General features: G+C 57.0%; 22 protein-coding genes and 1 tRNA gene. 10 read left to right on the top strand and 13 right to left on the bottom strand.

Going from position 1 to position 22,179, the window contains the following annotated elements; all coding sequences use genetic code 11:
* The first annotated feature begins 79 nt into the window (after positions 1-79).
* Together AC2CF9_RS18010 and AC2CF9_RS18005 are read left to right on the top strand one after the other, a co-directional pair.
* Positions 80-155, top strand: a tRNA-Lys gene (locus tag AC2CF9_RS18010).
* A gap of 509 nt (positions 156-664) precedes the next feature.
* Complete coding sequence (locus AC2CF9_RS18005; protein WP_150016643.1) at positions 665-1,000, top strand: FlxA-like family protein; 336 nt, start codon at positions 665-667, stop codon at positions 998-1,000.
* Here AC2CF9_RS18005 and AC2CF9_RS18000 read toward each other — a convergent pair.
* Positions 997-1,917 (bottom strand): LysR family transcriptional regulator, encoded by a 921-nt coding sequence (locus tag AC2CF9_RS18000; RefSeq protein WP_484557591.1) that lies wholly within the window; start codon positions 1,915-1,917, stop codon positions 997-999. The genes AC2CF9_RS18005 and AC2CF9_RS18000 overlap by 4 nt on opposite strands.
* Before the next feature lie 99 nt (positions 1,918-2,016).
* On the opposite strand from AC2CF9_RS18000, the gene AC2CF9_RS17995 reads away from it, so the two are divergent.
* The gene (locus AC2CF9_RS17995; protein ID WP_150016598.1) at positions 2,017-3,015 is read left to right on the top strand and encodes a bile acid:sodium symporter family protein; all 999 of its coding nucleotides are present in this window, start codon (positions 2,017-2,019) and stop codon (positions 3,013-3,015) included.
* Positions 3,016-3,041: 26 nt separating this feature from the next.
* Here the strand turns inward: AC2CF9_RS17995 and AC2CF9_RS17990 are convergent, their stop codons facing one another.
* The 3 genes from AC2CF9_RS17990 to zipA form a co-directional block, all read right to left on the bottom strand.
* Positions 3,042-3,263 carry a DUF3820 family protein gene (locus tag AC2CF9_RS17990; RefSeq protein WP_071668082.1) on the bottom strand — a complete coding sequence of 74 codons (222 nt, stop codon included), beginning with the start codon at positions 3,261-3,263 and terminating at the stop codon, positions 3,042-3,044.
* A gap of 1 nt (position 3,264) precedes the next feature.
* Positions 3,265-5,283, bottom strand: coding sequence for an NAD-dependent DNA ligase LigA (ligA, locus tag AC2CF9_RS17985; protein WP_484557590.1), 2,019 nt, complete (start codon positions 5,281-5,283; stop codon positions 3,265-3,267).
* A gap of 100 nt (positions 5,284-5,383) precedes the next feature.
* The gene (gene zipA, locus AC2CF9_RS17980) at positions 5,384-6,397 is read right to left on the bottom strand and encodes a cell division protein ZipA (RefSeq protein WP_150016601.1); all 1,014 of its coding nucleotides are present in this window, start codon (positions 6,395-6,397) and stop codon (positions 5,384-5,386) included.
* Positions 6,398-6,614: 217 nt separating this feature from the next.
* Between zipA and cysZ the strand changes: the two genes are divergently transcribed.
* The 5 genes from cysZ (at position 6,615) to crr (ending at position 11,567) form a co-directional block, all read left to right on the top strand.
* The gene (cysZ, locus tag AC2CF9_RS17975) at positions 6,615-7,373 is read left to right on the top strand and encodes a sulfate transporter CysZ (protein WP_150016602.1); all 759 of its coding nucleotides are present in this window, start codon (positions 6,615-6,617) and stop codon (positions 7,371-7,373) included.
* A 142-nt stretch (positions 7,374-7,515) separates the two neighbouring features.
* Positions 7,516-8,487, top strand: coding sequence for a cysteine synthase A (gene cysK / locus AC2CF9_RS17970; protein WP_150016603.1), 972 nt, complete (start codon positions 7,516-7,518; stop codon positions 8,485-8,487).
* Positions 8,488-8,878: 391 nt separating this feature from the next.
* A complete protein-coding gene (ptsH, locus tag AC2CF9_RS17965) occupies positions 8,879-9,136 on the top strand; it encodes a phosphocarrier protein Hpr (protein WP_007889063.1) in 258 nt (85 codons plus the stop codon).
* A gap of 157 nt (positions 9,137-9,293) precedes the next feature.
* Complete coding sequence (gene ptsI / locus AC2CF9_RS17960; protein WP_484557589.1) at positions 9,294-11,021, top strand: phosphoenolpyruvate-protein phosphotransferase PtsI; 1,728 nt, start codon at positions 9,294-9,296, stop codon at positions 11,019-11,021.
* Positions 11,022-11,063: 42 nt separating this feature from the next.
* Positions 11,064-11,567: a PTS glucose transporter subunit IIA gene (gene crr / locus AC2CF9_RS17955; RefSeq protein WP_039379452.1), complete on the top strand. Its 504-nt coding sequence runs from the start codon at positions 11,064-11,066 to the stop codon at positions 11,565-11,567.
* Positions 11,568-11,621: 54 nt separating this feature from the next.
* Here the strand turns inward: crr and AC2CF9_RS17950 are convergent, their stop codons facing one another.
* The 9 genes from AC2CF9_RS17950 to AC2CF9_RS17910 all read right to left on the bottom strand — a co-directional run bounded on the left by AC2CF9_RS17950 (position 11,622) and on the right by AC2CF9_RS17910 (position 19,873).
* Complete coding sequence (locus AC2CF9_RS17950) at positions 11,622-12,980, bottom strand: ATP-binding protein (RefSeq protein ID WP_484557588.1); 1,359 nt, start codon at positions 12,978-12,980, stop codon at positions 11,622-11,624.
* Positions 12,977-13,657: a response regulator transcription factor gene (locus AC2CF9_RS17945; RefSeq protein WP_039379457.1), complete on the bottom strand. Its 681-nt coding sequence runs from the start codon at positions 13,655-13,657 to the stop codon at positions 12,977-12,979. The genes AC2CF9_RS17950 and AC2CF9_RS17945 overlap by 4 nt, the downstream gene beginning before the upstream one ends.
* A gap of 141 nt (positions 13,658-13,798) precedes the next feature.
* Positions 13,799-14,680: a cysteine synthase CysM gene (gene cysM / locus AC2CF9_RS17940; protein WP_484557587.1), complete on the bottom strand. Its 882-nt coding sequence runs from the start codon at positions 14,678-14,680 to the stop codon at positions 13,799-13,801.
* Between the two features lie 72 nt (positions 14,681-14,752).
* On the bottom strand, positions 14,753-15,841 hold the full coding sequence (cysA, locus tag AC2CF9_RS17935) for a sulfate/thiosulfate ABC transporter ATP-binding protein CysA (protein ID WP_484557586.1): 1,089 nt from the start codon (positions 15,839-15,841) through the stop codon (positions 14,753-14,755).
* The gene (cysW, locus tag AC2CF9_RS17930) at positions 15,831-16,703 is read right to left on the bottom strand and encodes a sulfate/thiosulfate ABC transporter permease CysW (protein ID WP_039379463.1); all 873 of its coding nucleotides are present in this window, start codon (positions 16,701-16,703) and stop codon (positions 15,831-15,833) included. Before cysW ends, cysA begins: the two co-directional genes overlap by 11 nt.
* A complete protein-coding gene (cysT, locus tag AC2CF9_RS17925) occupies positions 16,703-17,536 on the bottom strand; it encodes a sulfate/thiosulfate ABC transporter permease CysT (protein ID WP_039379465.1) in 834 nt (277 codons plus the stop codon). The genes cysW and cysT overlap by 1 nt, the downstream gene beginning before the upstream one ends.
* A complete protein-coding gene (locus AC2CF9_RS17920) occupies positions 17,536-18,552 on the bottom strand; it encodes a sulfate ABC transporter substrate-binding protein (protein ID WP_150016610.1) in 1,017 nt (338 codons plus the stop codon). The genes cysT and AC2CF9_RS17920 overlap by 1 nt, the downstream gene beginning before the upstream one ends.
* A gap of 203 nt (positions 18,553-18,755) precedes the next feature.
* Positions 18,756-19,370 carry an RpoE-regulated lipoprotein gene (locus AC2CF9_RS17915; RefSeq protein WP_484557585.1) on the bottom strand — a complete coding sequence of 205 codons (615 nt, stop codon included), beginning with the start codon at positions 19,368-19,370 and terminating at the stop codon, positions 18,756-18,758.
* Positions 19,371-19,447: 77 nt separating this feature from the next.
* On the bottom strand, positions 19,448-19,873 hold the full coding sequence (locus tag AC2CF9_RS17910; RefSeq protein ID WP_039379472.1) for a GNAT family acetyltransferase: 426 nt from the start codon (positions 19,871-19,873) through the stop codon (positions 19,448-19,450).
* A gap of 209 nt (positions 19,874-20,082) precedes the next feature.
* Between AC2CF9_RS17910 and amiA the strand changes: the two genes are divergently transcribed.
* Together amiA and hemF are read left to right on the top strand one after the other, a co-directional pair.
* Entirely contained in the window at positions 20,083-20,940 is an 858-nt protein-coding gene (gene amiA, locus AC2CF9_RS17905; protein ID WP_484557584.1) for an N-acetylmuramoyl-L-alanine amidase AmiA, read from the top strand.
* Positions 20,941-20,987: 47 nt separating this feature from the next.
* Positions 20,988-21,911: an oxygen-dependent coproporphyrinogen oxidase gene (gene hemF / locus AC2CF9_RS17900; RefSeq protein WP_484557583.1), complete on the top strand. Its 924-nt coding sequence runs from the start codon at positions 20,988-20,990 to the stop codon at positions 21,909-21,911.
* Positions 21,912-22,179: the final 268 nt, after the last annotated feature.

Genomic DNA, 22,179 nt, shown 5'->3' with positions numbered 1-22,179 from the left:
GGTGATTAGCTCAGTTGGTAGAGCATCTCCCTTACAAGGAGGGGGTCGGCGGTTCGAACCCGTCATCACCCACCACTTCGGGTCGTTAGCTCAGTTGGTAGAGCAGTTGACTTTTAATCAATTGGTCGCAGGTTCGAATCCTGCACGACCCACCAAATTCAGAAAAAAGCGCCCTATGGGCGCTTTTTTTGTTTCTTTCGGGTGGCATTAACATCCAGGACGGCATTAATGCCGCCCCTACAAACAAACCGCTCTGCTCGCACCTGTAGGGGCCGCATTTATGCGGCCCTGGTTTATGCGATCTACCCGGCCCAGGGCGGCATTAATGCCGCCCCTACGGTTTCATGATACGTAGGGGCCGCATTTATGCGGCCCTGGTTTATGCGCTCTACCCGTCCCTGGGCGGCATTAATGCCGCCCCTACGGTTTTAAGATACGTAGGGGTCGCATTTATGCGGCCCTGGTTTATGCGATATACCCGACCCTGGGCGGCATTAATGCCGCCCCTACGGTTTTAAGATACGTAGGGGCCGCATTTATGCGGCCCTGGTTTACGCGATATATGCCGCCCCTAAATCAGCGCGGCCCTCAACATTCGGGCTGCACGCTGAAGCCTTTACTTCTGCTGCCGATAACCTTCAGAGTTAATGGCAAGGAGAAAATGATGACGACAATATCAGGTATCAGCACTATCGGGGCCGGGGGCAGCAGCGGAGGCGGGGCAGCCTCCGAGATTGCCGCTATTAATAAACAGATCGCCGCGATTACCAGCCAGCTCAAATCTCTGGCGGACGATCATACGCTGACGCAGGAGCAAAAATCAGAACAGCAGCAGATGCTCGAGAGCCAGATCCAGATGCTCTATGCACAGATTGCTCAGATTCAGCAGCGCGAAGCGGAAAAGGCAGAACAGCAGCAGCAGACTGAGCAGCCGGTGAGCGCCCGGGCCGATGGCATTAACCGGCCAACGCCAGACAATCAGCTCGACGTCTATATCTAAAACGCCGGATAGAGTGAACGAGTCTGCGTCAGCAGTTCAGCCTGCTGACGCACTTCCTGCCAGACCGCCTCCGCAGCGGGCGTAAGCGAACGGTTTTTACGTTTAATCAGCATCAGACTGCGGTTCATCTCCGGATAAAGCCGGCGTACCACCAGCTTGCGTCCCGAAGGCAGCGGCAGCGCCAGCGCCGGCAAAATGCTGATGCCGATGCCCGCTTCCACCATCGGATAGAGGGTGGCCGGATGACCAATCTCCTGTACCACGTTCACACTGATAGCGAGCTGCTGCAGTATCGCGTCCACCAGCATCCGGCTGCCTGAGGCGTAGTCCTGCAGTACCATATTGCGATCTGTCAGCATCGCCCAGGTAACGCTCTCGGTTTGCGCCAGCGCATCATTCTGGTGACAGAGCAGCAGGAAAGGCTCCTGCAGGATCTCTTCGGCATCAAACTCTGCGTCACCCAGCGGGCCAATCACAATCCCGAAATCAACTTCCGCATTACGCACGCTGTGCAACACAGCCTGCTGCACCCTGTCGTGCAGGATCACGCGGATATCGGGATAGTGCTGCTGCGTGCTGGCCAGACATTGCGGCATCAGATGCGCAGAGGGCGTCTGACTGGCCGCAACCCGTACGGTGCCGCTGCGCTGCTCGCCGTAACTGCGCACATCCAGCAACGTGGTATTCAGCTCTTCCAGCAGGCGCGTCAGCCGGGTTGCCAGCTGCTGCCCTGCCCCGGTCAGTAATACTTCACGCGTCGTGCGATCCAGCAGGCGCACGCCTATTTCCGCCTCCAGCTCTTTCACACTATGGCTTACCGCCGACTGGCTTAACCCTATCAGCTGCCCCGCCTGGCTAAAGCTTCCCTGTCGGGCAACAGCAACAAAAGTACGCAGCTGGCGTAAGGTATAATTCATCGATTCTGCTCATAGATTAATGCAATAAATCAATTTTATTTCTAAACGCGCTTAGCGCACAATCTCTGCCAGACTTTTTCTTTTAACCGGACGTTAACAATGGGCTTTTTACGACTCGATCCAATGATGATCAAACTCATCATTACCGTGCTGCTGGCCAGCTTTCTGCCGGCACGCGGCGGTTTTGTCGACTTTTTTGAATACCTCACCACTGCCGCTATTGCCCTGCTCTTCTTTATGCACGGGGCCAAACTGTCGCGCGAGAAAATTATTGCCGGCAGCAGCCACTGGCGTCTGCATCTGTGGATTATGTGCAGCACGTTTGTGATTTTTCCGGCGCTCGGGCTGCTGCTGGTCTGGTGGCACCCGGTTAACGTCGGACCTGAAATCTATACCGGCTTCCTCTACCTCTGCATTCTGCCTGCCACTGTACAATCTTCTATCGCCTTTACCTCTATGGCAGGCGGGAATGTTGCGGCGGCGGTCTGCGCTGCGTCCGCCTCCAGCCTGCTGGGCGTGTTTATTTCCCCTCTGCTGGTCAATCTGGTGATGAACGTGCACAGTGCGGCACCGGGTAACGGTCTGGAGCAGATTGGTAAGATTGTGATGCAGTTGCTGGTGCCGTTTGTTATCGGTCATCTCTCCCGCCGCTGGATCGGCGGCTGGGTGGAAAAGCATCGCAGCCTGATTGGCAAAACCGATCAAACCTCGATTCTGCTGGTTGTCTATTCAGCCTTCAGTGAAGCGGTGGTAAATGGCATCTGGCATCGCGTTGGCGTCGATACCCTGCTATGGATTCTGGCAGGCAGCCTGCTGCTGCTGCTGATTGCGCTGGCAATCAATATCGGTGCCTCACGGCTGTTTGGTTTCAGCCGGGCTGATGAGATTGTGGTACTGTTCTGCGGTTCAAAAAAGAGCCTGGCGAACGGCGTGCCGATGGCTAATATTCTTTTCCCGGCCAGTGCGGTGGGCATTATTGTGCTGCCGCTGATGATCTTTCATCAGGTACAGCTGATGATCTGCTCGTTCATTGCCCAGCGCTATAAAGCAGGTAATGAAAAGCGGCTGGCGCAGCAGCCAGAAGTGCAGAAGTCATAAAAAACGGCCCGCGCAAGCGGGCTTTTTTATTGCGGGGGGCGCCTGAGCGGTGCGATCAGCCCCTGCAGCCCCTCAATTTTAATCGCCAGCGTCAGCTGCATCAGCTCACCCAGCGTACCCGCCGGAAACGCATTTTTGCGCGCAAACCAGAGCAGGTACTCTTCCGGCAGATCGATCAGCAGCCGGCCCTGATATTTACCAAACGGCATCACCGTGCTGGCGATAGCCAGCAGCTGCTGTTTCTCCATGTTATGCGTCCAGCAGGCGGATCATCTCCGCTTCGTCAATAACCGGAATACCCAGCTCCTGCGCCTTCGCCAGCTTGGAGCCCGCCGCTTCGCCGGCGATCAGCAGATCGGTTTTCTTTGATACGCTGCCGCTGACTTTGGCGCCCAGCGCGGCAAGACGCGCTTTTGCATCATCGCGATTCATCTGCGACAGAGAGCCGGTAAGTACCACCGTTTTGCCGGCAAAGGGACTGTCGATCTCTTCTGCTTTGATCACCGCGACGGCAGGCCAGTGAATGCCGATCTCTTCTGTCAGCTCGCGGATCACCTCACGATTGCTCTCTTCTTCCATAAAATTGCGGACGTGAGCGGCAACAACCTTACCCACATCCGGCACGGCAATCAGCGCATCGAGATCGGCATCCATCACCCGCTCCAGCTCGCCAAAGTGACGGGCGAGGTTAGCTGCCGTCGCTTCACCTACCTCGCGGATCCCCAGCGCATACAGGAACCGCGGCAGCGTCGTCAGTTTAGCTTTTTCGAGTGCGGCCACCACGTTTTGTGCCGATTTCGGTCCCATGCGATCCAGTCCGGTCAGTTTACCGGCCGTCAGGCGAAACAGATCGGCTGGCGTTTTTACATACTCTTTCTCAACCAGCTGATCGATAATTTTATCTCCCATGCCATCCACATCCATGGCGCGACGCGAGACAAAATGCTTAAGCGCCTCTTTGCGCTGGGCGCCGCAGATCAGCCCTCCGGTACAGCGCGTCACCGCTTCACCCTCTACCCGCTCCACGTCAGAGCCACACACCGGGCAGTGCTGCGGAAACACAATTTCGCGTGCGTCAGCCGGCCGATCAGACTCCACCACGCTGACCACCTGCGGGATCACGTCACCAGCGCGGCGAATCGCTACGCGGTCGCCGATACGCAGGCCGAGACGGGCGATCTCATCGGCGTTGTGCAGGGTGGCATTACTTACTATGACGCCTGCGACCTGCACCGGTTCGAGACGCGCTACCGGCGTAATGGCGCCGGTGCGTCCGACCTGAAACTCAACGTCGCGCACCACGGTCAGCTGCTCCTGTGCCGGAAATTTGAAGGCGATCGCCCAGCGCGGCGCGCGCGCCACAAAACCGAGTCGCTCCTGCAGCGCCTGTGAATCGACTTTGATTACCACGCCGTCGATATCAAACCCGAGCGCAGGCCGCTCCTGCTCAATATGATGATAAAACGCCAGCGCTTCATCAGCGGTATGAACCCGTTTTATCCGCTCACTGACCGGCAACCCCCAGGCTTTAAACTGCTGCAGGCGTTCCCAGTGGCTGGCCGGGATCTCGCCACCCTCCAGCAGGCCAAAACCGTAGCAGAAAAAGGTCAGCGGGCGTCTGGCGGTAATGCGGGGATCGAGCTGACGCAGTGAGCCGGCTGCCGCATTACGCGGATTCGCAAAGACTTTGCCACCGGTACGCCGCGCTTCTTCATTGAGCTTTTCAAACCCGCTTTCAGTCATAAAGACTTCACCGCGCACTTCCAGCCGCGCCGGAATATTGTCGCCCTGCAGCCGCAGCGGGATCGCCCGGACGGTGCGCACGTTAGCGGTAATATTTTCGCCGGTTGTGCCGTCGCCGCGGGTGGCGGCCCGCACCAGTAAGCCGTTTTCATACAGCAGGCTGACCGCCAGACCATCAAGTTTGAGTTCACAGCAGTAGGTCAGCTCATCGCTGCTCTTGAGCCGATCCTGTACGCGTTTGTTAAAGGCGCGGAACCCTGCCTCATCAAAGGTATTATCCAGCGACAGCATCGGCACTTCATGCCGCACCTGCTCAAAAGCGGTCAGCGGCGCCGCGCCGACCCGCTGCGTAGGTGAATCGGGCGTAATCAGATCGGGATGCGCACGCTCCAGCTCGCGCAGCTGATTCATCAGCCGGTCATATTCAGCATCCGGGACTTCCGGCGCATCCATCACGTGGTAGAGATACTCATGATGACGCAGCGTGGTACTGAGCGCTGCGATCTGCTCCTGAACTGATTTCATAGCGTTTATCCGATAAAAAACCCCCGGCTGGCGGGGGTTGAGAGTGACTCTGTTTCACGCTGCAGGCTGCAGGCGTAAACATGTAATACTGCCGTAGCGGTTAGCCGCCAACCACCTCGCGAATGCGGGCTTTGTACGTCTCAAGCTTCTGCGGCGTCATCATGCGACGCTCGTCATCCAGCACTACGCCGCCGACGTCATCGGCAATACGCTGGGCTGACTGCAGCATCAGTTTAAAGTTCTGATGCGCATCGCCGTAGGATGGCACCATCATAAACATTGAGACGCCAGGCGTAGTGAAATCGCCCATGGTGTCAGGGTTGAAGGAACCCGGCTTCACCATGTTGGCAAGACTGAACAGAACAGGACCGCTGCCGGCCGGACTCAGATGACGGTGGAAAATGTTCATCTCGCCAAACTGGAAACCCGCCTGCAATACGCCCTGCAGCAGCGCTTCACCATTGAGCGCACCGCCTGCATGAGCGGCAACGTGCAGAACCAGCACCGTCTCTTTTTTACTGCCGGGCGCTGCAGGCTGCGGCGCAGCGTCCTGTGACGCCGGTGTCGCTTCAGGCTCAGGTACGGCTTCAGGCTCAGGTGCAGCGCTGAATTCCGGAGCGGGCTGTACCGCAGGAAGAGGTTCGTTATCCAGCAGCGGATCGGCCTGTACCGGCGCAGGCTGCGGTTTCGCAACCGGCTGAGGCGCAGCGGGCTGCTGTACAGGCGGCGGAGAAACAGGCTGCTGTGGCGCGGGCTGCGCAGGCGCAGGCTTGCTGTCCAGCAGCGGATCGCCCGTCAGCGGGGTTTCATGCTGTGTGAAGGGCTGGCGTGCCGGCTCCGGCGCACGCGGCGCGGCCGGTTTGGCTGGCGGCGCGGTGAACACAGGCTCATCACTGTCGTCATGCTGACGATGGACGCGCACTTCACCGACGCCATCCTCTTCATCACTCAGCAGATCGTCATCCGCGTCATCGCGCTGTTTGAGACGTTTGTGCGGGCGATCGCGAAATACGGACGAACGCTCTTTACGACTGGTCCACAGTCCGTGAAGAAGCAGCGCTATTATGGCGATCGCGCCAACAACGATTAATATCAGACGCAAATCCTGCATCATTGTATTCTCTGTTGTTCCAATACCTTGCCACCACGGCAAACTTTATCCTCTAACTGTATTTGCCCTGCTACACAAGTGCAAGTCTGCGCACTATTTTCTGACAAATAAGATAGCCAGCCGACGCTTTTTCGCTGTTTTTTCGCACAAAGCAGGCCAGCTCACCAGGAAAAGCCAGGGTATGATGTTGATGCCGCTACTTACAGGAGAAAGGCTTGTTATGCCCGCAGAGAATTCAGTCTCATCATTTAATGGTCTTCACTACTTTGCCCGCGGCTGGAATCTGGTGCATATGCGGGGGATCCGCCGCTATGTCATTGTGCCGCTGCTGGTAAATGTGCTGCTGCTCGGCGGCGCGTTTTACTGGCTGTTCCGCCGGCTGGGAGAGTGGATCCCTCAGCTGCTTTCACACGTGCCCGACTGGCTACAGTGGCTGAGCTATCTCATCTGGCCGCTTTCAGTGATTTCAATCGTGCTGGTGTTTGGCTATTTTTTTTCCACGCTCGCCAACCTGATTGCTGCACCGTTTTGCGGCCTGCTGGCCGAACAGCTGGAGGGACAACTCACCGGCAGGCCGCTGCCTGACAGCGGCTGGATGGGCCTGCTTAAAGATCTGCCGCGTATTATGAAACGTGAACTGCAGAAGCTGGGTTACTACCTGCCGCGTGCGCTGGGCCTGCTGCTGCTCTATTTTATCCCTGGCTTTGGTCAGATAGTGGCGCCGGTATTGTGGTTTCTGTTCAGCGCATGGATGCTTTCTGTCCAGTACTGCGACTATCCGTTTGACAACCATAAGGTCAGCTTTCCGCATATGCGCACTGCCCTGCGGCGGCATAAAGTCGCCAATATGCAGTTTGGCGCGATGGTCAGCCTGTTTACCATGATACCCATTCTGAATCTGGTGATTATGCCGGTGGCCGTATGCGGTGCAACCGCGATGTGGGTCGATCGCTATCGTGCTGATTTAGCTCGCTATTAACCGCAGCGATCCAGGCTTATGCATTTTTCCGCACGGCTTATGGTCAGGGGCTATATAGATATACTATTTCTTTCCTTCCGCGCGGAGACAGAACAGGTATCCTCAAAGGGTTCCCAATATTTCATACAGTTAAGGACGGGCAATGAGTAAGATCTACGAAGACAACTCGCTGACAATTGGTCATACGCCGCTGGTTCGACTGAACCGCATCGGTAACGGACGTATTCTGGCGAAGGTCGAGTCGCGTAACCCGAGCTTCAGCATCAAGTGCCGTATCGGTGCCAATATGATTTGGGATGCAGAAAAACGCGGAATTCTGAAGCCTGGCGTAGAACTGGTTGAGCCGACCAGCGGTAACACGGGTATCGCCCTGGCATACGTCGCCGCTGCACGCGGCTACAAGTTAACGCTGACTATGCCAGAGACGATGTCAATTGAACGTCGCAAGCTGCTGAAAGCGCTGGGTGCCAATCTGGTGCTGACTGAAGGGCCAAAAGGCATGAAAGGCGCCATCGCCAAAGCGGAAGAGATTGTTGCCAGCGATCCGGATAAATATGTTCTGCTGCAGCAGTTCAGCAACCCGGCTAACCCGGAGATTCATGAAAAAACAACCGGGCCGGAAATCTGGGAAGATACCGACGGCGAAGTCGATGTTTTTATTGCCGGTGTAGGAACCGGCGGCACGCTGACCGGCGTGAGTCGCTACATCAAGAATACCAAAGGCAAGAAAGCGCTGATTACCGTGGCGGTAGAGCCGACCGACTCGCCGGTTATCGCACAGGCGATGGCGGGTGAAGAGATCAAACCGGGTCCGCATAAAATTCAGGGCATCGGCGCAGGCTTTATTCCCGGTAACCTTGACCTGCAGCTGGTCGATCGGGTTATTGCCATCACCAATGATGAAGCGATCAGCACGGCGCGTCAGCTGATGGAAGAGGAAGGTATTCTTGCCGGCATCTCATCGGGTGCGGCGGTGGCTGCTGCGCTGAAGCTGCAGGAAGATGAAGCCTTCGCAAATAAGAATATTGTGGTGATCCTGCCCTCTTCCGGCGAACGCTATCTCAGCACCGCACTCTTTGCCGATCTGTTCACGGAAAAAGAGCTGCAGCAGTAATCGTCAAAGTCTTAAAGTGTCGAAAAAAGCACCCTTTCGGGTGCTTTTTTGTGGCGCAGATCTCACTTTCACCACCGGGCAGATTGATTTCAGTGATGTCGCTCTGGTATTTAAGCTGCCAATTATTTCGGTGCCTGAAATTAATCTGCCCTTGAAGTGGATCAAGCTGAATCGATTTACTGATTTGGCGAAATGGCGAATCACGGCATAATTAACCCGGTGACGAACAAACGCAGTTGTTGATCCGTCATTGCAAAGATGGCTTATTCATCAGAGCGCCCTTTTCTGGTCAGCATGATGCCATACCAGCGCACCTACACAGGCTAAAGTTACGGCTCCAGGCTAGACTTTAGATCCATAACACCAAACCTGAAAAAGTTGGGGAAATAGCATGTTCCAGCAAGAAGTTACCATTACCGCACCAAACGGTCTGCACACGCGTCCTGCTGCACAGTTCGTCAAAGAAGCCAAGGCGTTCCAGTCAGAAATCACTGTGACTTCCAACGGCAAATCTGCCAGCGCAAAGAGCCTGTTTAAGCTGCAGACGCTGGGTCTGACTCAGGGAACCGTTGTCACGCTCTCTGCTGAAGGTGAAGATGAGCAGCAGGCGGTTGAACATCTGGTTAAGCTGATGGCCGAGCTCGAGTAAATTCGCGCGGTCACCACTAAATCGACTCCTTTGCCCCATTGAGTGCAACTATCTTGATCGCGGACAACCCGTCCGCGATATCGCTTCACCAGAATACTGCTCCACGACAATGGCAATGCATCGGGTCAACGAGCCATCGTGATAAAAAGGTAGGGTTATGATTTCAGGCATTTTAGCATCACCGGGTATCGCTTTCGGCAAAGCACTGCTGCTGAAAGAAGATGAGATCGTCATCAATCGTAAAAAGATTACAGACGACCAGGTTGATCAGGAAGTTCAGCGCTTCCTTGATGGACGTAGCAAAGCAGCAGAACAGCTTCAGGCGATCTGCGTCAAAGCCGGTGAAACCTTCGGTGAAGAGAAAGCGGCGATCTTTGAAGGTCACATTATGCTGCTGGAAGACGAAGAGCTTGAGCAGGAAATCATTGACCTGATTAAAAAAGATCATGTCACCGCTGACGCTGCAGCCCACTCTGTGGTTGAAGGCCAGGCTAAAGCGCTGGAAGAGCTCGATGATGAGTATCTGAAAGAGCGCGCAGCGGACGTGCGTGATATCGGTAAACGCCTGCTGCAGAACATTCTTGGCCTGCATATAGTCGATCTCAGCTCGATTGCTGAAGAAGCGATTCTGGTCGCCAAAGACCTTACCCCGTCAGAGACCGCACAGCTTAACCTGAAAAAGGTGCTGGGCTTTATCACCGATTTGGGTGGACGCACTTCGCACACCTCTATCATGGCGCGCTCGCTGGAACTGCCTGCGATTGTCGGCACCGGCAGCGTGACCACCACCGTTAAAAACGGTGATTTTCTGATTCTGGATGGCGTAAACAACAAAATTTATGTCAATCCGACTGAAGCGGAACAGGAAGAGCTGAAAGCAATTCAGACCCAGTACCTTTCTGAGAAACATGAGCTGGCTAAGCTGAAAGATCTGCCTGCCATTACGCTGGATGGTCATCAGGTTGAAGTCTGCGCCAACATCGGTACCGTTCGCGACGTGGCGGGTGCCGAGCGTAATGGTGCAGAAGGCGTGGGCCTCTACCGTACCGAATTCCTGTTTATGGACCGCGATTCGCTGCCTTCAGAAGAGGAACAGTTTCAGGCCTATAAAGCCGTCGCAGAAGCCGTAGGTTCTCAGGCAGTTATCGTGCGCACGATGGATATCGGCGGCGATAAAGATCTGCCTTACATGAACCTGCCGAAAGAAGAGAACCCGTTCCTCGGCTGGCGTGCGATTCGTATCGCAATGGATCGTAAAGAGATCCTCCATGCCCAGCTGCGCGCCATTCTGCGCGCCTCCTCTTTTGGCAAGCTGCGTATCATGTTCCCGATGATTATCTCGGTGGAAGAAGTGCGCTTCCTGAAGGCGGAGCTGGAGACCCTGAAAGCGCAGCTGCGTGAAGAGGGTAAAGCCTTTGATGAGTCCATTGAAGTGGGCATCATGGTGGAAACCCCGGCTTCAGCCGTTATCGCCCGTCATCTGGCGAAAGAAGTCGACTTCTTTAGTATTGGGACAAATGACCTGACGCAGTATACTCTGGCGGTCGATCGTGGTAATGATTTGATTTCACACCTCTATAACCCAATGACGCCATCTGTACTTGGCCTCATTAAGCAAGTGATCGACGCATCACATGCCGAAGGGAAATGGACCGGCATGTGTGGTGAGCTGGCGGGTGATGAACGTGCTACACTACTGTTACTGGGAATGGGGCTGGACGAATTCAGCATGAGTGCCATTTCGATCCCGAGCATCAAGAAAATCATTCGTAATACCAATTACGAAGATGCTAAGGCTCTGGCAGAGCAGGCTCTGGCTCAACCCACAGCGGAAGATTTGATGAATCTGGTCAACAAGTTCATTAAAGAAAAAACGCTCTGCTGATCCACGTGATGCTGGCCCCAAAATACTGCTTAGGAGAAGATCATGGGTTTGTTTTCTAAACTTTTTGGCGAAAAATCAGAGAGCGCGTCAGGGACTATTGATATTGTTGCGCCTCTGTCAGGCGAAATTGTCAATATTGAAGACGTACCTGATGTCGTGTTTGCTGAGAAAATCGTGGGCGATGGTATCGCAATCAAACCGACTGGCAACAAAATGGTTGCACCGGTTGATGGCACTATCGGCAAGATTTTTGAAACTAACCACGCGTTTTCCATTGAATCAGACAACGGCATTGAGCTGTTTGTCCACTTCGGTATCGATACGGTAGAGCTGAAAGGTGAAGGCTTCAAACGTATCGCCGAAGAAGGTCAGAAAGTGAAAAAAGGCGACGTTGTGATCGAGTTCGATCTGCCGCTGCTGGAAGAGAAAGCGAAATCCACGCTGACACCGGTTGTGATCTCGAATATGGATGAGATCAAAGATCTGACCAAGCTTTCCGGTCAGGTAACCGTTGGCGAAACGCCGGTTATTCGTATCAAAAAATAACGGACGTTAGCACTCTCTGAAAACGGCACCCGATGGGTGCCGTTTTTGTTTTCGCTACGCTTTGCGCCAGTGCGGAAGCCTGAGGATCACCTCAAGGCCACCTTCCGGCACGTTCTGCGCCTGAACTTCGCCATGATGAGCCAGCATCACCTTACGGACGATAGATAGCCCGAGGCCGTAACCTTTTCCGGCCAGCGGCGTGTTTACCCGCACAAAGGGATCGAAGATACTGGAGAGTTTGCTGTGATCGACGCCAGGTCCGCTATCGCGGATGCAGATCGTCAGCCAGGCGGCTTCCGCGTGCAGATCTACCCGGATCACCTGTCCCTGATGCGAAAAACGCAGCGAGTTTCGCAATACATTCTCCGCGCCGCGCCGGATCAGCTCGGCGTTACCGCGCACCGTATAGTCAGCCGTCTCATCGGCGGTAAACTCCACCAGTACGCCAGTCAGCTGCGCTTCATAGCGCAGATCGGTTATCACCACCTCCAGCAGCCCGAGAAGATCAAAGTAATCTTCGCCCGGCAGGCTTTCGTGACTGACGCGTGACAGCGTCAGCAGCTCGCCAATCATCTTGTCGAGGCGACGCGCTTCCTCATCAATGCGGTTAAGCGAGACCGCGACCGTTGCCGGCGTCTGACGCGCCAGCCCGGTAGCCAGCTGCAGGCGCGCCAGCGGTGAACGCAGCTCGTGAGAGATATCGTGCAGCAGCGCCTCGCGGGCGTTAATCAGCGTATCAAGCCGCTCTACCATGGCATCAAAATCGTGCGCCACGCTGGAGAGTTCATCGTGACGCCGGCGCATCAGCGGCCAGAGCCGCACCGAGAGATCGCCACTGGCCACGCGGGCGAATCCTTCGCGCAGCTGGCGCATCGGGCGCGTAAGATTCCAGGCGAGCAGCAGGCTGAAGAGCAGCCCCAGCGCACCGGCGAAGATAAACATCGGTTGCGGAATATTCAGAATGCGGCGCGGGCGCTCGCCTATGGTGCTGTCGCGCCGCAGCGCCCTGACATCATAACGCAGCTCCCAGCCGTTACCGTCTGCGTCTGTTACCTGACGCACTATCACATCCGGAATGGGGCCGTGAAACGGCGCGCCAAACGCTGCCTGCGTCCTGCCAGCTGCGCGCGGCGCCGTCGCACGCTGTGGCAGCACCGAGAAAAACTGCCGATCTTCCGCAGACCAGTCAGCCATCATGTCGTCAAGCGCCGCCGGACCGCCGCGCTCAAGAACAGAGACCGCGGAGGCCATCTGCAGATTCACAATGCGCCGTACCGCGGCAATGTCGGGCGGCTCATGCCGGCTGCCCGACAGCGCAAAGCCGAGCCAGAGCAGCTGACTGATAATCAGAAATACCAGCCAGAAGCCCAGCAGGATTTTCCAGAACATGCGCCCGCGATAGCTGCGCTTCATCGGATGCGATAGCCAATACTGCGCACGGTTTCAATCGTTACGCTCTCGGCTGTCAGCGCCGCCAGTTTCTGCCGGATATTGCTGATATGAACATCAACGCTGCGATCGTAAGCTTCCCGCGACCGCCCCAGCCCCTGTTCAGAGAGTTCATCTTTGGTTACCACCCGCTCAGGCGCCCGCAGCAGCAGCTGCAGCAGGTTAAATTCTGACGCGGTCAGCTCCAGCGCCCTGCCCTGCCATGCGGTAACGCGGGTCGCCGGGTTGAGCGTCAGGTCACCCAGGCAGAGCGGCTCCTTTTTATCCGCCACCGCCGGCAGCTCCTCCACGCGGCGCAAAACCGCACGCAGGCGCGCCACCAGCTCGCGCGGATAGCAGGGTTTCGGAACATAATCATCCGCGCCCATCTCCAGCCCAATCACGCGATCAATATTGTCGCCTTTTGCCGTCAGCATGATCACCGGCAGGCGGCTGTTCTGGCGCACCTGACGCAGCACGTCGGTGCCGCTCATATCAGGCAGCATGATATCCAGGATCATGGCGCTGTAGCTGCCTGACAGTGCCCCCTCAATCCCGGCGCTGCCGGTCAGGGCAAGCTGCGTTTCAAAGCCTTCAGCAAGCAGGTACTGGCTGAGCATGGTGCCCAGCTCAGCGTCATCATCAACAAGCAGGATTTTCATCGGTTTCTCTCAGCTAAAGTGGTGCTATTTTGTGCCGATTGCGGGAGAAACGCAGCAGGATTTACGCGATCCTTACAGTCAGATGCGCGGATACAGAAGCGGCAAGCCGGTCAGCGCAGCAGGCTGACCGGACAGATGCTGTCAGTGAAAGACACCGGTGGAGAGATAACGATCGCCGCGATCGCAGACGATCGCCACGACGACGCTGCCGGGTTGCGCCCGGGCGATGCGCAGCGCTCCCGCCACGGCGCCACCGGAGCTTACGCCGCAGAACAGCCCTTCACGCTGCGCCAGCGCGCGCATCGTCTCTTCCGCTTCCCGCTGCCCCATATCCATCACCTCGTCTACCAGCTCAGGGCGATAAATGCCGGGCAGATAGGCTTCAGGCCAGCGGCGGATACCGGGTATTGCGCTGCCTTCCTGCGGCTGCAGGCCAATCACTTTAACCGCCGGCGCGTGCTCTTTCAGAAAGCGCCCCACGCCGCTGATGGTACCGGTGGTGCCCATGCTGGAGACAAAATGCGTCAGGCGCCCGCCGCTCTGCTGCCAGATTTCCGGCGCAGTGGTGAGATAGTGACCCAGCGGATTATCGGGATTGTTAAACTGATCGAGCACCCGGCCTTCGCCGCGATCGGCCATCGCCTGCGCCAGATCGCGTGCGGCTTCCATGCCCTGCTCACGCGTAACCAGCACCAGCTCGGCCCCGTAAGCGCGCATCGCATCCTGCCGCTCCTGGCTCATGTTCTCCGGCATCAGCAGCCGCAGCTTATACCCTTTGAGCGCGGCGATCATCGCCAGCGCAATACCGGTGTTACCGCTGGTGGCTTCAATCAGCTGGTCGCCGGGCCTGATTTCACCGCGCAGCTCCGCCTGATGAATCATCGACCAGGCCGCGCGATCTTTCACTGAGCCAGCCGGGTTATTCCCCTCCAGCTTCAGCCAGACTTCGCTGCCGTTATCAGGCGACAGGCGTTGCAGCCTGATCAGCGGCGTATTACCGATGGTATTTTCCAGAGTGGTCACGATTTTTTTCCAGGCGCAAGAGAGGCAATAAAAACGGGCGGGAAAGTCCCGCCCGAAAGAGTTGTCAAAATATCAGGCGCTCTCGGCAAAGGCAACCGGGCGCAGCGGGGTATTGCCCTGATAGAGGCGGGCCTGCTGCAGACCGACAAACAGACGCTCGCCGCGTACCGGGGCCGCCTGCTCACCTTCAAAAATCAGGGTAAACGGCTCAGCGTGCCAGCCAGCGGCCTCGACCACCAGCTGCCAGAAGTGTCCGCGCGGGCTCACTTCCAGCACCTGCACCGGCAGCGGCGTCTCCAGGCTGCTCTGCCGCGACACGTCTACTTCCCACGGGCGCAGGAAGAGTTCAACGTGGCCCTGATGCGCTGGCGTGTAGCCCAGCGGCCAGTGATGGGCGGCAACGTGGAACTGCGATCCGTGCACTTCGCCCTCAAAGCGATTGACCTCGCCCAGAAACTCCAGCACAAAGCGGGTAGCGGGTTCACGCCATACTTCATCCGGGGAACCTGTCTGTTCAATGTTCCCCTGGCTCATTACGACCACGCTGTCCGCGACTTCCATCGCTTCTTCCTGGTCGTGCGTAACAAACACGCTGGTAAATTTCAGCTCCTCATGCAGCTGACGCAGCCAGCGGCGCAGCTCTTTACGCACCTGCGCATCGAGCGCGCCGAACGGCTCATCCAGCAGCAGGATCTGTGGTTCTACCGCCAGTGCTCGCGCCAGCGCCACGCGCTGCTTCTGTCCGCCAGAGAGCTGAGCCGGAAAGCGGTTTGCCAGGTGCGCCAGCTGTACCATCTCCAGCAGGCGCGTGACGCGCTGTTTGATCTCAGCGGTTGAGGGGCGCTCGCGGCGCGGCAGCACCGTCAGGCCAAAGGCGATATTGTCAAACACCGTCATGTGGCGGAACAGCGCATAGTGCTGGAAAACAAATCCCACCTGGCGATCGCGGGCATGAATGCGGCTGACATCTTTGCCATGAAAATAGATCTGTCCGCTGTTCTGATGCTCCAGCCCGGCAATGATACGCAGCAGCGTGGTTTTACCCGAGCCGGAAGGGCCCAGCAGCGCCACCATTTCGCCGGAAGGAATATCCAGAGAGATATCATTCAGCACCGGGGTGCGGCCAAAGGCTTTATTAATTTGTTTGATCTCAATGCTCATGATTTTCCTCCTGTTGGCGCTTCTGCTGATGCTCTAATCGCCACTGCACCACGCTTTTCAGAAACAGCGTCACAATTGCCATCAGGGTCAGCAGCGCGGCGGCAGTGAATGCGCCCACGGTGTTGTAATCCTGATGCAGTAATTCAACCTGAAGCGGTAACGTATAGGTCTCACCGCGAATCGATCCTGATACTACCGACACCGCACCAAACTCACCGATAGCGCGCGCGTTGGTCAGTACCACGCCGTAGAGCAGCGCCCAGCGAATGTTGGGCAGCGTTACGCGACGAAACATCTGCCAGCCCGAGGCGCCAAGCAGCACCGCAGCTTCATCTTCGTTACTCCCCTGACTCAGCATCACCGGCACCAGCTCACGCACCACAAACGGACAGGTGACAAATACGGTCGCCAGCACCATGCCGGGCCAGGCAAACATAATCTGAATATTGTGGGCATCGAGCCAGCCGCCAGCCGGGCCGTTAACGCCCCAGAACAGCAGATACATCAGGCCCGCCACCACCGGTGATACCGCAAACGGAATATCAAACAGCGTCAGCAGCAGCTGCCGTCCCGGAAAGGTAAAGCGGGTGACCAGCCACGCCAGCAGCGTGCCAAACACCAGGTTTACCGGAACGGTAATGAGCGCAACCAGCACCGTCAGCCAGATCGCGTGCAGCATGTCGCCATCCTGCAGGTTGCTGAACGCCTGGCCCACGCCCTGCGCCAGCGCCTCCCAGAAGATAGAGATCATCGGTACCACCAGCAGCAGTATCGATATCAGTGCGCCGGTGCCAATCAGCAGCCATTTGCCCCAGTTAAAGGGCTCACGCTCAGCGCGATTGAGGTGTGAAATCTCCGCCATTAGTGACCTCCCAGGCGACGGCCAAAGCGGCTCTGCAGCGTATTAATGGCAAACAGCAGCAGCAGCGAGGCGGCAAGGATCACCGAGGCGATAGCGCTGGCGGCCGGGTAATCAAACTCCTGCAGACGAACAAAAATCATCAGTGACGTCACTTCCGTTTTCCAGGCAATGTTGCCGGCGATAAAGATCACCGCACCAAACTCCCCGAGGCTGCGGGTAAACGAAAGCGCCGTTCCGGCCAGCAGCGCCGGAGCCACCTCAGGCAGCACCACGCGCCGGAAGCTCTGCCACGGCGTGGCACCCAGCGTTTCCGCCGCTTCCTCATATTCCGGGCCCAGCTCTTCCAGTACCGGCTGAACGGTACGCACTACAAACGGAATGCTGGTAAAGGCCATCGCTACCGCGATACCAATCCAGGTATAAGAGACTTTGATATCAAAATGTGCCAGCCACTGACCATACCAGCCGTTAACGGAAAAGAGTCCGGCCAGCGTCAGCCCCGCTACCGCCGTCGGCAGGGCAAACGGCAGATCCATCAGGCCATCCAGCAGCGTACGCCCCGGAAAACGATAGCGGGTCAGGATCCACGCCATCAGCATGCCAAACACCGCGTTGAACAGCGACGCGACGCCGGCTGACAGCAGCGTTACTTTATAAGCCGCTACCAGCTGCGGGCTGGAGATCACCGCCCAGTACTGCGCCAGCGTCATCTGCGACAGCTGCATCAGCAGCGCGCTGATAGGCAGCAGCAGAATCAGGCAGGTAAACAGCAGGCTGGTGCCGAGGCTCAGGCCGAAACCCGGCAGGACGCGTTTTTGTGCTGTAGCAAACATCAGCCGCGCCCCGCTGCCAGTAATTTATCCAGCTCGCCGCCGCTGACGAAATGCGTTTTCATTACCTGCTCCCAGCCGCCAAACGCCTCATTAACGTTAAACAGTGTGGTCTGCGGGAAACGGTCCTTCTGTTCTGCCATCAGCTGCGGATTGTTCACGCGGTAGTAGTAGCGGGTGATAATCGCCTGAGCCGCTGGCGTGTAGAGATAGTTCAGATACGCTTTAGCTGCGTCAGCGGTGTTGTTGTGCGCCACATTCTTATCCACCCAGGCAACCGGAAACTCCGCCAGGATGTTGGTACGCGGCACAATCACTTCATAATCATCTTTGCCATACTGATTGCGGATATTGTTTACTTCTGACTCAAAGCTAATCAGGACGTCACCCAGACCGCGTTCAGCAAACGTGGTGGTCGCGCCGCGCCCGCCGGTGTCAAACACCTCAACGTTCTTTAAAAACTTCTGCATATAGGCTTCAGTTTTAGCGCGATCCTGGCCGTCAGCTTTTTCCGCTGCGCCCCAGGCGGCAAGATAGGTATAGCGACCGTTGCCGGAGGTTTTCGGATTCGGGAAAATCAGTTTTACGTTGTCGCGCGCCAGATCGGCCCAGTCATGGATCTGCTTTGGATTACCTTTGCGCACCAGAAACGCCATGGTGGAGTAGAACGGTGAGCTGTTGTTTGGCAGACGGCTTTGCCAGTCAGCGGCAATCAGGTTGCCTTTATCATGCAGCACCTGCACATCAGTGACCTGATTGTAGGTAACGACATCTGCCCGCAGCCCCTGCAGGATCGCCAGCGCCTGTTTGGATGAGCCGGCGTGAGACTGCTTAATCGTGAGTTTATCGCCAGGGTGTGCCGCATCCCACTGCTGTTCAAAAGGTACGTTAAGTGCCACAAAGAGTTCGCGTGACACATCATACGAGCTGTTCAGCAGCTCCGTTGCCTGCGCCGCCGCTGCCAGCGACAGTGACAGCGCCACGCCGCTAAGCCATGTTTTCAAAACCGGAAGTGTCATGCAGCACCCTGATAAATAGAAATCCAGCCTGGGCCAGTAGATGCTGTCAGTGTATTTATAACTTCCCGGAAAACAGTAACGGTTTTATATATCTTTTGGGGATTTAAAAGTCGAAAAAGGCATAAGCGATCGGCAGAGAAAAGCAGGTTTTCAGAAATATACGCAGGCGGGTGCGGGCCGCGTAAAAGCGGCCCCCGGCAGGGTTAGCGCTGCCAGACAATTTTACTGATCGTCCAGTTTTTCAGCGTCTCATCTGAAGGCATCAGACCCGCCGGGCCGTGCCACTTGCCGCTATAGACGTAAGAGATGTGCTGACTTCCCGGCGCACGGCACTCAACGTCATGCGCATCGAGTCCTGCGACCATTTTGCAGTTGTTGAAAGCTTTCGTGAACGTATCGCTGAAGCGGTCACCGATTTTACTGCCGCTGCTGCTCTCCGCCGCCGCATCCAGCACCTCGATCCGTTCAACGGTGGGTTTACCGCTGATGATCAGCTTCACCTTGCCATCCTGCAGCGCCTGCCAGAACTCAGCCACCTCGCCCTGCTCGCTGCGCATACCCTGCCGCAACTGGTAATCATCATTCAGCGCCTGCGAAATAGCCGATTCACTCATCCGGGTGCTGCCATTGAGACCCGCCACACCCTGCTCAGTGACCTGCAGAGAACCGCCAAACCAGCTTAGCGGGTTGAGCGCGGCCCAGTGGTAAGTCAGCGGGTTATACCAGTGGCTCTCATGCTCTGCCGGGCCCTGGCCGGTAGTGGCGCAGCCCGACACGGCCAGCGCCGCCGCGAGCGCCGCAAAACGTACAGCTTTCATGCTAACTCCATGGTTTCAACTTTATTGCGTGCCTCTTGGAGTCACGCGAAGGCAAAAAGTTTAGCCGGCCGGATCAATCAATATTCGCGATCTTCAATCAACCGCTTGCCCAGCAGCAGCGCCTCCACGGGTTCATAGTCGAGCTTTTCATAGAATGCGACGACCTGATCGTTCTCTTCCCGCACCATCAGATGAATTTTCGGGCAGCCGCGCGCAATCAGCTTTTTCTCCAGCCGGTTCATCAGCGCATTGGCAAAGCCGCGCCCCTGATAGTCGGGATGCACAGCCAGATAGTAGGCTGAGCCACGATGACCGTCATAGCCGCCCATCAGCGTGCCAACCACTTCGCCGCCCACTTCAGCGACCAGAAACAGTTCCGGGTCATGATTCATTTTGCGTTCGATATCCAGCTCCGGGTCGTTCCACGGGCGTAACAGATCGCAACGCTCCCAGAGCGTGATTACTTCATCAAAATCTTCCTGGCGGAAAGAGCGAATTTCCATCGACGTATCCTGCTGATCGGCATAATTCGCTGATTATCACGCATTCTTTGCGTGGCGCAACCCTCCTGCTCCGCAATGGCAGAAAAAAGCGGCTAAATCCGGGTTAGCACCGTGCAATACAAAGTAATACGCTGAAATGGTTGCGGGGTCGCCGTGCTGCGACGGTTACGCTATAACACTGGGCTTATTTCTCTGCCAGGGACCTGTAAATGAAAAAGATTTCACTGCTTTCACGCCTGACTAACCGTCGCCAGCTGATTCTTTCGGGGCTGGCGCTGGCGGTGCTTTCGCCGCGCGCAATTCAGGCGAAGGAGACGCGGGCAGAGATCACAGCGGCGCCGCGTCATACCGCGCCGAAGCCTGCTGCCAGCGGTAAGCGCATTGTGATGATCGATCCCGGTCATGGCGGTATCGATTCCGGCGCGGTGGGACAGGAGGGCGCGGAGGAGAAGCATATTGTTCTGGAGATTGCCAATACCGTGCGCACGCTGCTGCAGTCACATCCGCATATTGAGGTGCGACTGACGCGCGACAGTGACCACTTTATTCCTCTCTATCAGCGGGTGGAGATTGCACATCAGCACGGCGCGAGCCTGTTTATGTCGGTGCATGCTGACGGCTTTACCAGCCCGGATGCCAACGGTGCTTCGGTATTTGCCCTCTCTAATCGCGGCGCCAGCAGCGCAATGGCACGCTATCTGTCGCAGCGTGAAAACGATGCAGATAAAGCAGGCGGTGCCGCCGTACAGCAGAAAGATCACTATCTGAATGAGATTCTGTTTGATCTGGTGCAGACCGATACGATTCGCAACAGCCTGACGCTGGGCAAGCATGTCCTGGACCAGATCCGCCCGGTGCATCATCTGCACAGTCAGCATACCGAGCAGGCCGCCTTTGCCGTGCTGAAGTCGCCCTCTATTCCCTCCGTGCTGGTTGAAACCTCGTTTATTACCAATCCGCGTGAAGAGCAGCTGCTGGGCACTACCGCCTTTCGCCATAAGATCGCCACCGCCATTGCCAGCGGAATTGTTAACTATTTTGCCGCATACGATCGTCGCCAGGCGTGATCCCGGGCTGTGGTAAGCTTACGGCACATTTACAGAGAGAGTGACGCATGAGCAATCCCGATATTTCACGCGTTAAGGCGTTTTTGCTGACGCTGCAGGATGAGATCTGCAATCAACTGGCCGCAGCGGATGGCGGCGCAACGTTTGCCGAAGATAGCTGGCAGCGTCCCGGCGGCGGCGGCGGACGCAGCCGGGTTCTGCGTAACGGCACGGTGTTTGAGCAGGCCGGAGTCAACTTTTCCCATGTGCATGGCGACCAGATGCCCGCTTCAGCCACCGCGCATCGTCCGGAGCTTGCCGGACGCAGTTTTGAGGCGATGGGCGTTTCACTGGTGGTGCATCCGGAAAACCCCTATGTGCCGACCAGCCACGCTAACGTGCGCTTTTTCATCGCTGAAAAACCCGGCGCCGATCCGGTCTGGTGGTTCGGCGGCGGGTTTGACCTGACGCCCTACTACGGTTTTACCGAGGATGCCGTGCACTGGCATCAGACCGCAGCTAACCTTTGCGAGCCGTTTGGCGAGGATGTTTATCCGCGCTATAAAAAATGGTGTGATGACTATTTCCACCTGAAGCATCGCAATGAGCAGCGCGGTATCGGCGGTCTGTTTTATGACGATCTGAACACGCCAGACTTTGACCGCTGCTTTGCCTTTATGCAGGCGGTCGGCCGCGGCTATCTGCAGGCCTATCTGCCGATTGTTGCACGCCGTAAAGCGCTGCCGTGGGGCGATCGCGAGCGCCAGTTCCAGCTCTACCGCCGCGGGCGTTACGTTGAGTTTAATCTGGTGTGGGACCGCGGCACGCTATTTGGTCTGCAGACTGGCGGCAGAACCGAGTCAATTCTGATGTCGATGCCGCCGCTGGTGCGCTGGGAATATGACTATCAGCCCGAGCCCGGCTCACCGGAAGCGCAGCTCTATACGGATTTTCTGCCCGTGCGGGAGTGGCTTAGCGGGAGTGGCGCTTAGCAGCGCGGAATTTGTGCGCTGGGCAGCGCGGGGCACTGAGGGGGTTCCGCCCGCCAGCGCAGGGCTGTGCGCTGGGCAGCGCGGGGCACTGAGGGGGTTCCGCCCGCCAGCGCAGGGCTGTGCGCTAAGCAGCACGCGGCACTGAGGGGTTCCGCCCGCCAGCGCAGGGCTGTGCGCTAAGCAGCACGCGGCACTGAGGGGGTTCCGCCCGCCAGCGCAGGGCTGCGCGCTAAGCAGCACGCGGCACTGAGGGGGTTCCGCCCGCCAG

This window comes from Pantoea sp. SYBGC1 (assembly GCF_057197005.1).
Note: the sequence above shows the minus strand (reverse complement) of the source record. Positions and strands in the feature narration are given on the sequence as shown.

What these genes read in the sequence shown, in the direction of transcription:
- AC2CF9_RS17915 (WP_484557585.1), bottom strand. Translation starts at nt 19,370, where the DNA reads ATGAAAGCTGTACGTTTTGCGGCGCTCGCGGCGGCGCTGGCCGTGTCG.
- AC2CF9_RS17995 (WP_150016598.1), top strand. Translation starts at nt 2,017, where the DNA reads ATGGGCTTTTTACGACTCGATCCAATGATGATCAAACTCATCATTACC.
- ptsH (WP_007889063.1), top strand. Translation starts at nt 8,879, where the DNA reads ATGTTCCAGCAAGAAGTTACCATTACCGCACCAAACGGTCTGCACACG.
- amiA (WP_484557584.1), top strand. Translation starts at nt 20,083, where the DNA reads ATGAAAAAGATTTCACTGCTTTCACGCCTGACTAACCGTCGCCAGCTG.
- crr (WP_039379452.1), top strand. Translation starts at nt 11,064, where the DNA reads ATGGGTTTGTTTTCTAAACTTTTTGGCGAAAAATCAGAGAGCGCGTCA.
- ligA (WP_484557590.1), bottom strand. Translation starts at nt 5,283, where the DNA reads ATGAAATCAGTTCAGGAGCAGATCGCAGCGCTCAGTACCACGCTGCGT.
- AC2CF9_RS17920 (WP_150016610.1), bottom strand. Translation starts at nt 18,552, where the DNA reads ATGACACTTCCGGTTTTGAAAACATGGCTTAGCGGCGTGGCGCTGTCA.
- AC2CF9_RS17945 (WP_039379457.1), bottom strand. Translation starts at nt 13,657, where the DNA reads ATGAAAATCCTGCTTGTTGATGATGACGCTGAGCTGGGCACCATGCTC.
- cysW (WP_039379463.1), bottom strand. Translation starts at nt 16,703, where the DNA reads ATGGCGGAGATTTCACACCTCAATCGCGCTGAGCGTGAGCCCTTTAAC.
- AC2CF9_RS17990 (WP_071668082.1), bottom strand. Translation starts at nt 3,263, where the DNA reads ATGGAGAAACAGCAGCTGCTGGCTATCGCCAGCACGGTGATGCCGTTT.
- AC2CF9_RS17910 (WP_039379472.1), bottom strand. Translation starts at nt 19,873, where the DNA reads ATGGAAATTCGCTCTTTCCGCCAGGAAGATTTTGATGAAGTAATCACG.
- cysA (WP_484557586.1), bottom strand. Translation starts at nt 15,841, where the DNA reads ATGAGCATTGAGATCAAACAAATTAATAAAGCCTTTGGCCGCACCCCG.
- cysT (WP_039379465.1), bottom strand. Translation starts at nt 17,536, where the DNA reads ATGTTTGCTACAGCACAAAAACGCGTCCTGCCGGGTTTCGGCCTGAGC.
- zipA (WP_150016601.1), bottom strand. Translation starts at nt 6,397, where the DNA reads ATGATGCAGGATTTGCGTCTGATATTAATCGTTGTTGGCGCGATCGCC.
- cysZ (WP_150016602.1), top strand. Translation starts at nt 6,615, where the DNA reads ATGCCCGCAGAGAATTCAGTCTCATCATTTAATGGTCTTCACTACTTT.
- ptsI (WP_484557589.1), top strand. Translation starts at nt 9,294, where the DNA reads ATGATTTCAGGCATTTTAGCATCACCGGGTATCGCTTTCGGCAAAGCA.
- hemF (WP_484557583.1), top strand. Translation starts at nt 20,988, where the DNA reads ATGAGCAATCCCGATATTTCACGCGTTAAGGCGTTTTTGCTGACGCTG.
- cysK (WP_150016603.1), top strand. Translation starts at nt 7,516, where the DNA reads ATGAGTAAGATCTACGAAGACAACTCGCTGACAATTGGTCATACGCCG.
- AC2CF9_RS17950 (WP_484557588.1), bottom strand. Translation starts at nt 12,980, where the DNA reads ATGAAGCGCAGCTATCGCGGGCGCATGTTCTGGAAAATCCTGCTGGGC.
- AC2CF9_RS18000 (WP_484557591.1), bottom strand. Translation starts at nt 1,917, where the DNA reads ATGAATTATACCTTACGCCAGCTGCGTACTTTTGTTGCTGTTGCCCGA.
- AC2CF9_RS18005 (WP_150016643.1), top strand. Translation starts at nt 665, where the DNA reads ATGACGACAATATCAGGTATCAGCACTATCGGGGCCGGGGGCAGCAGC.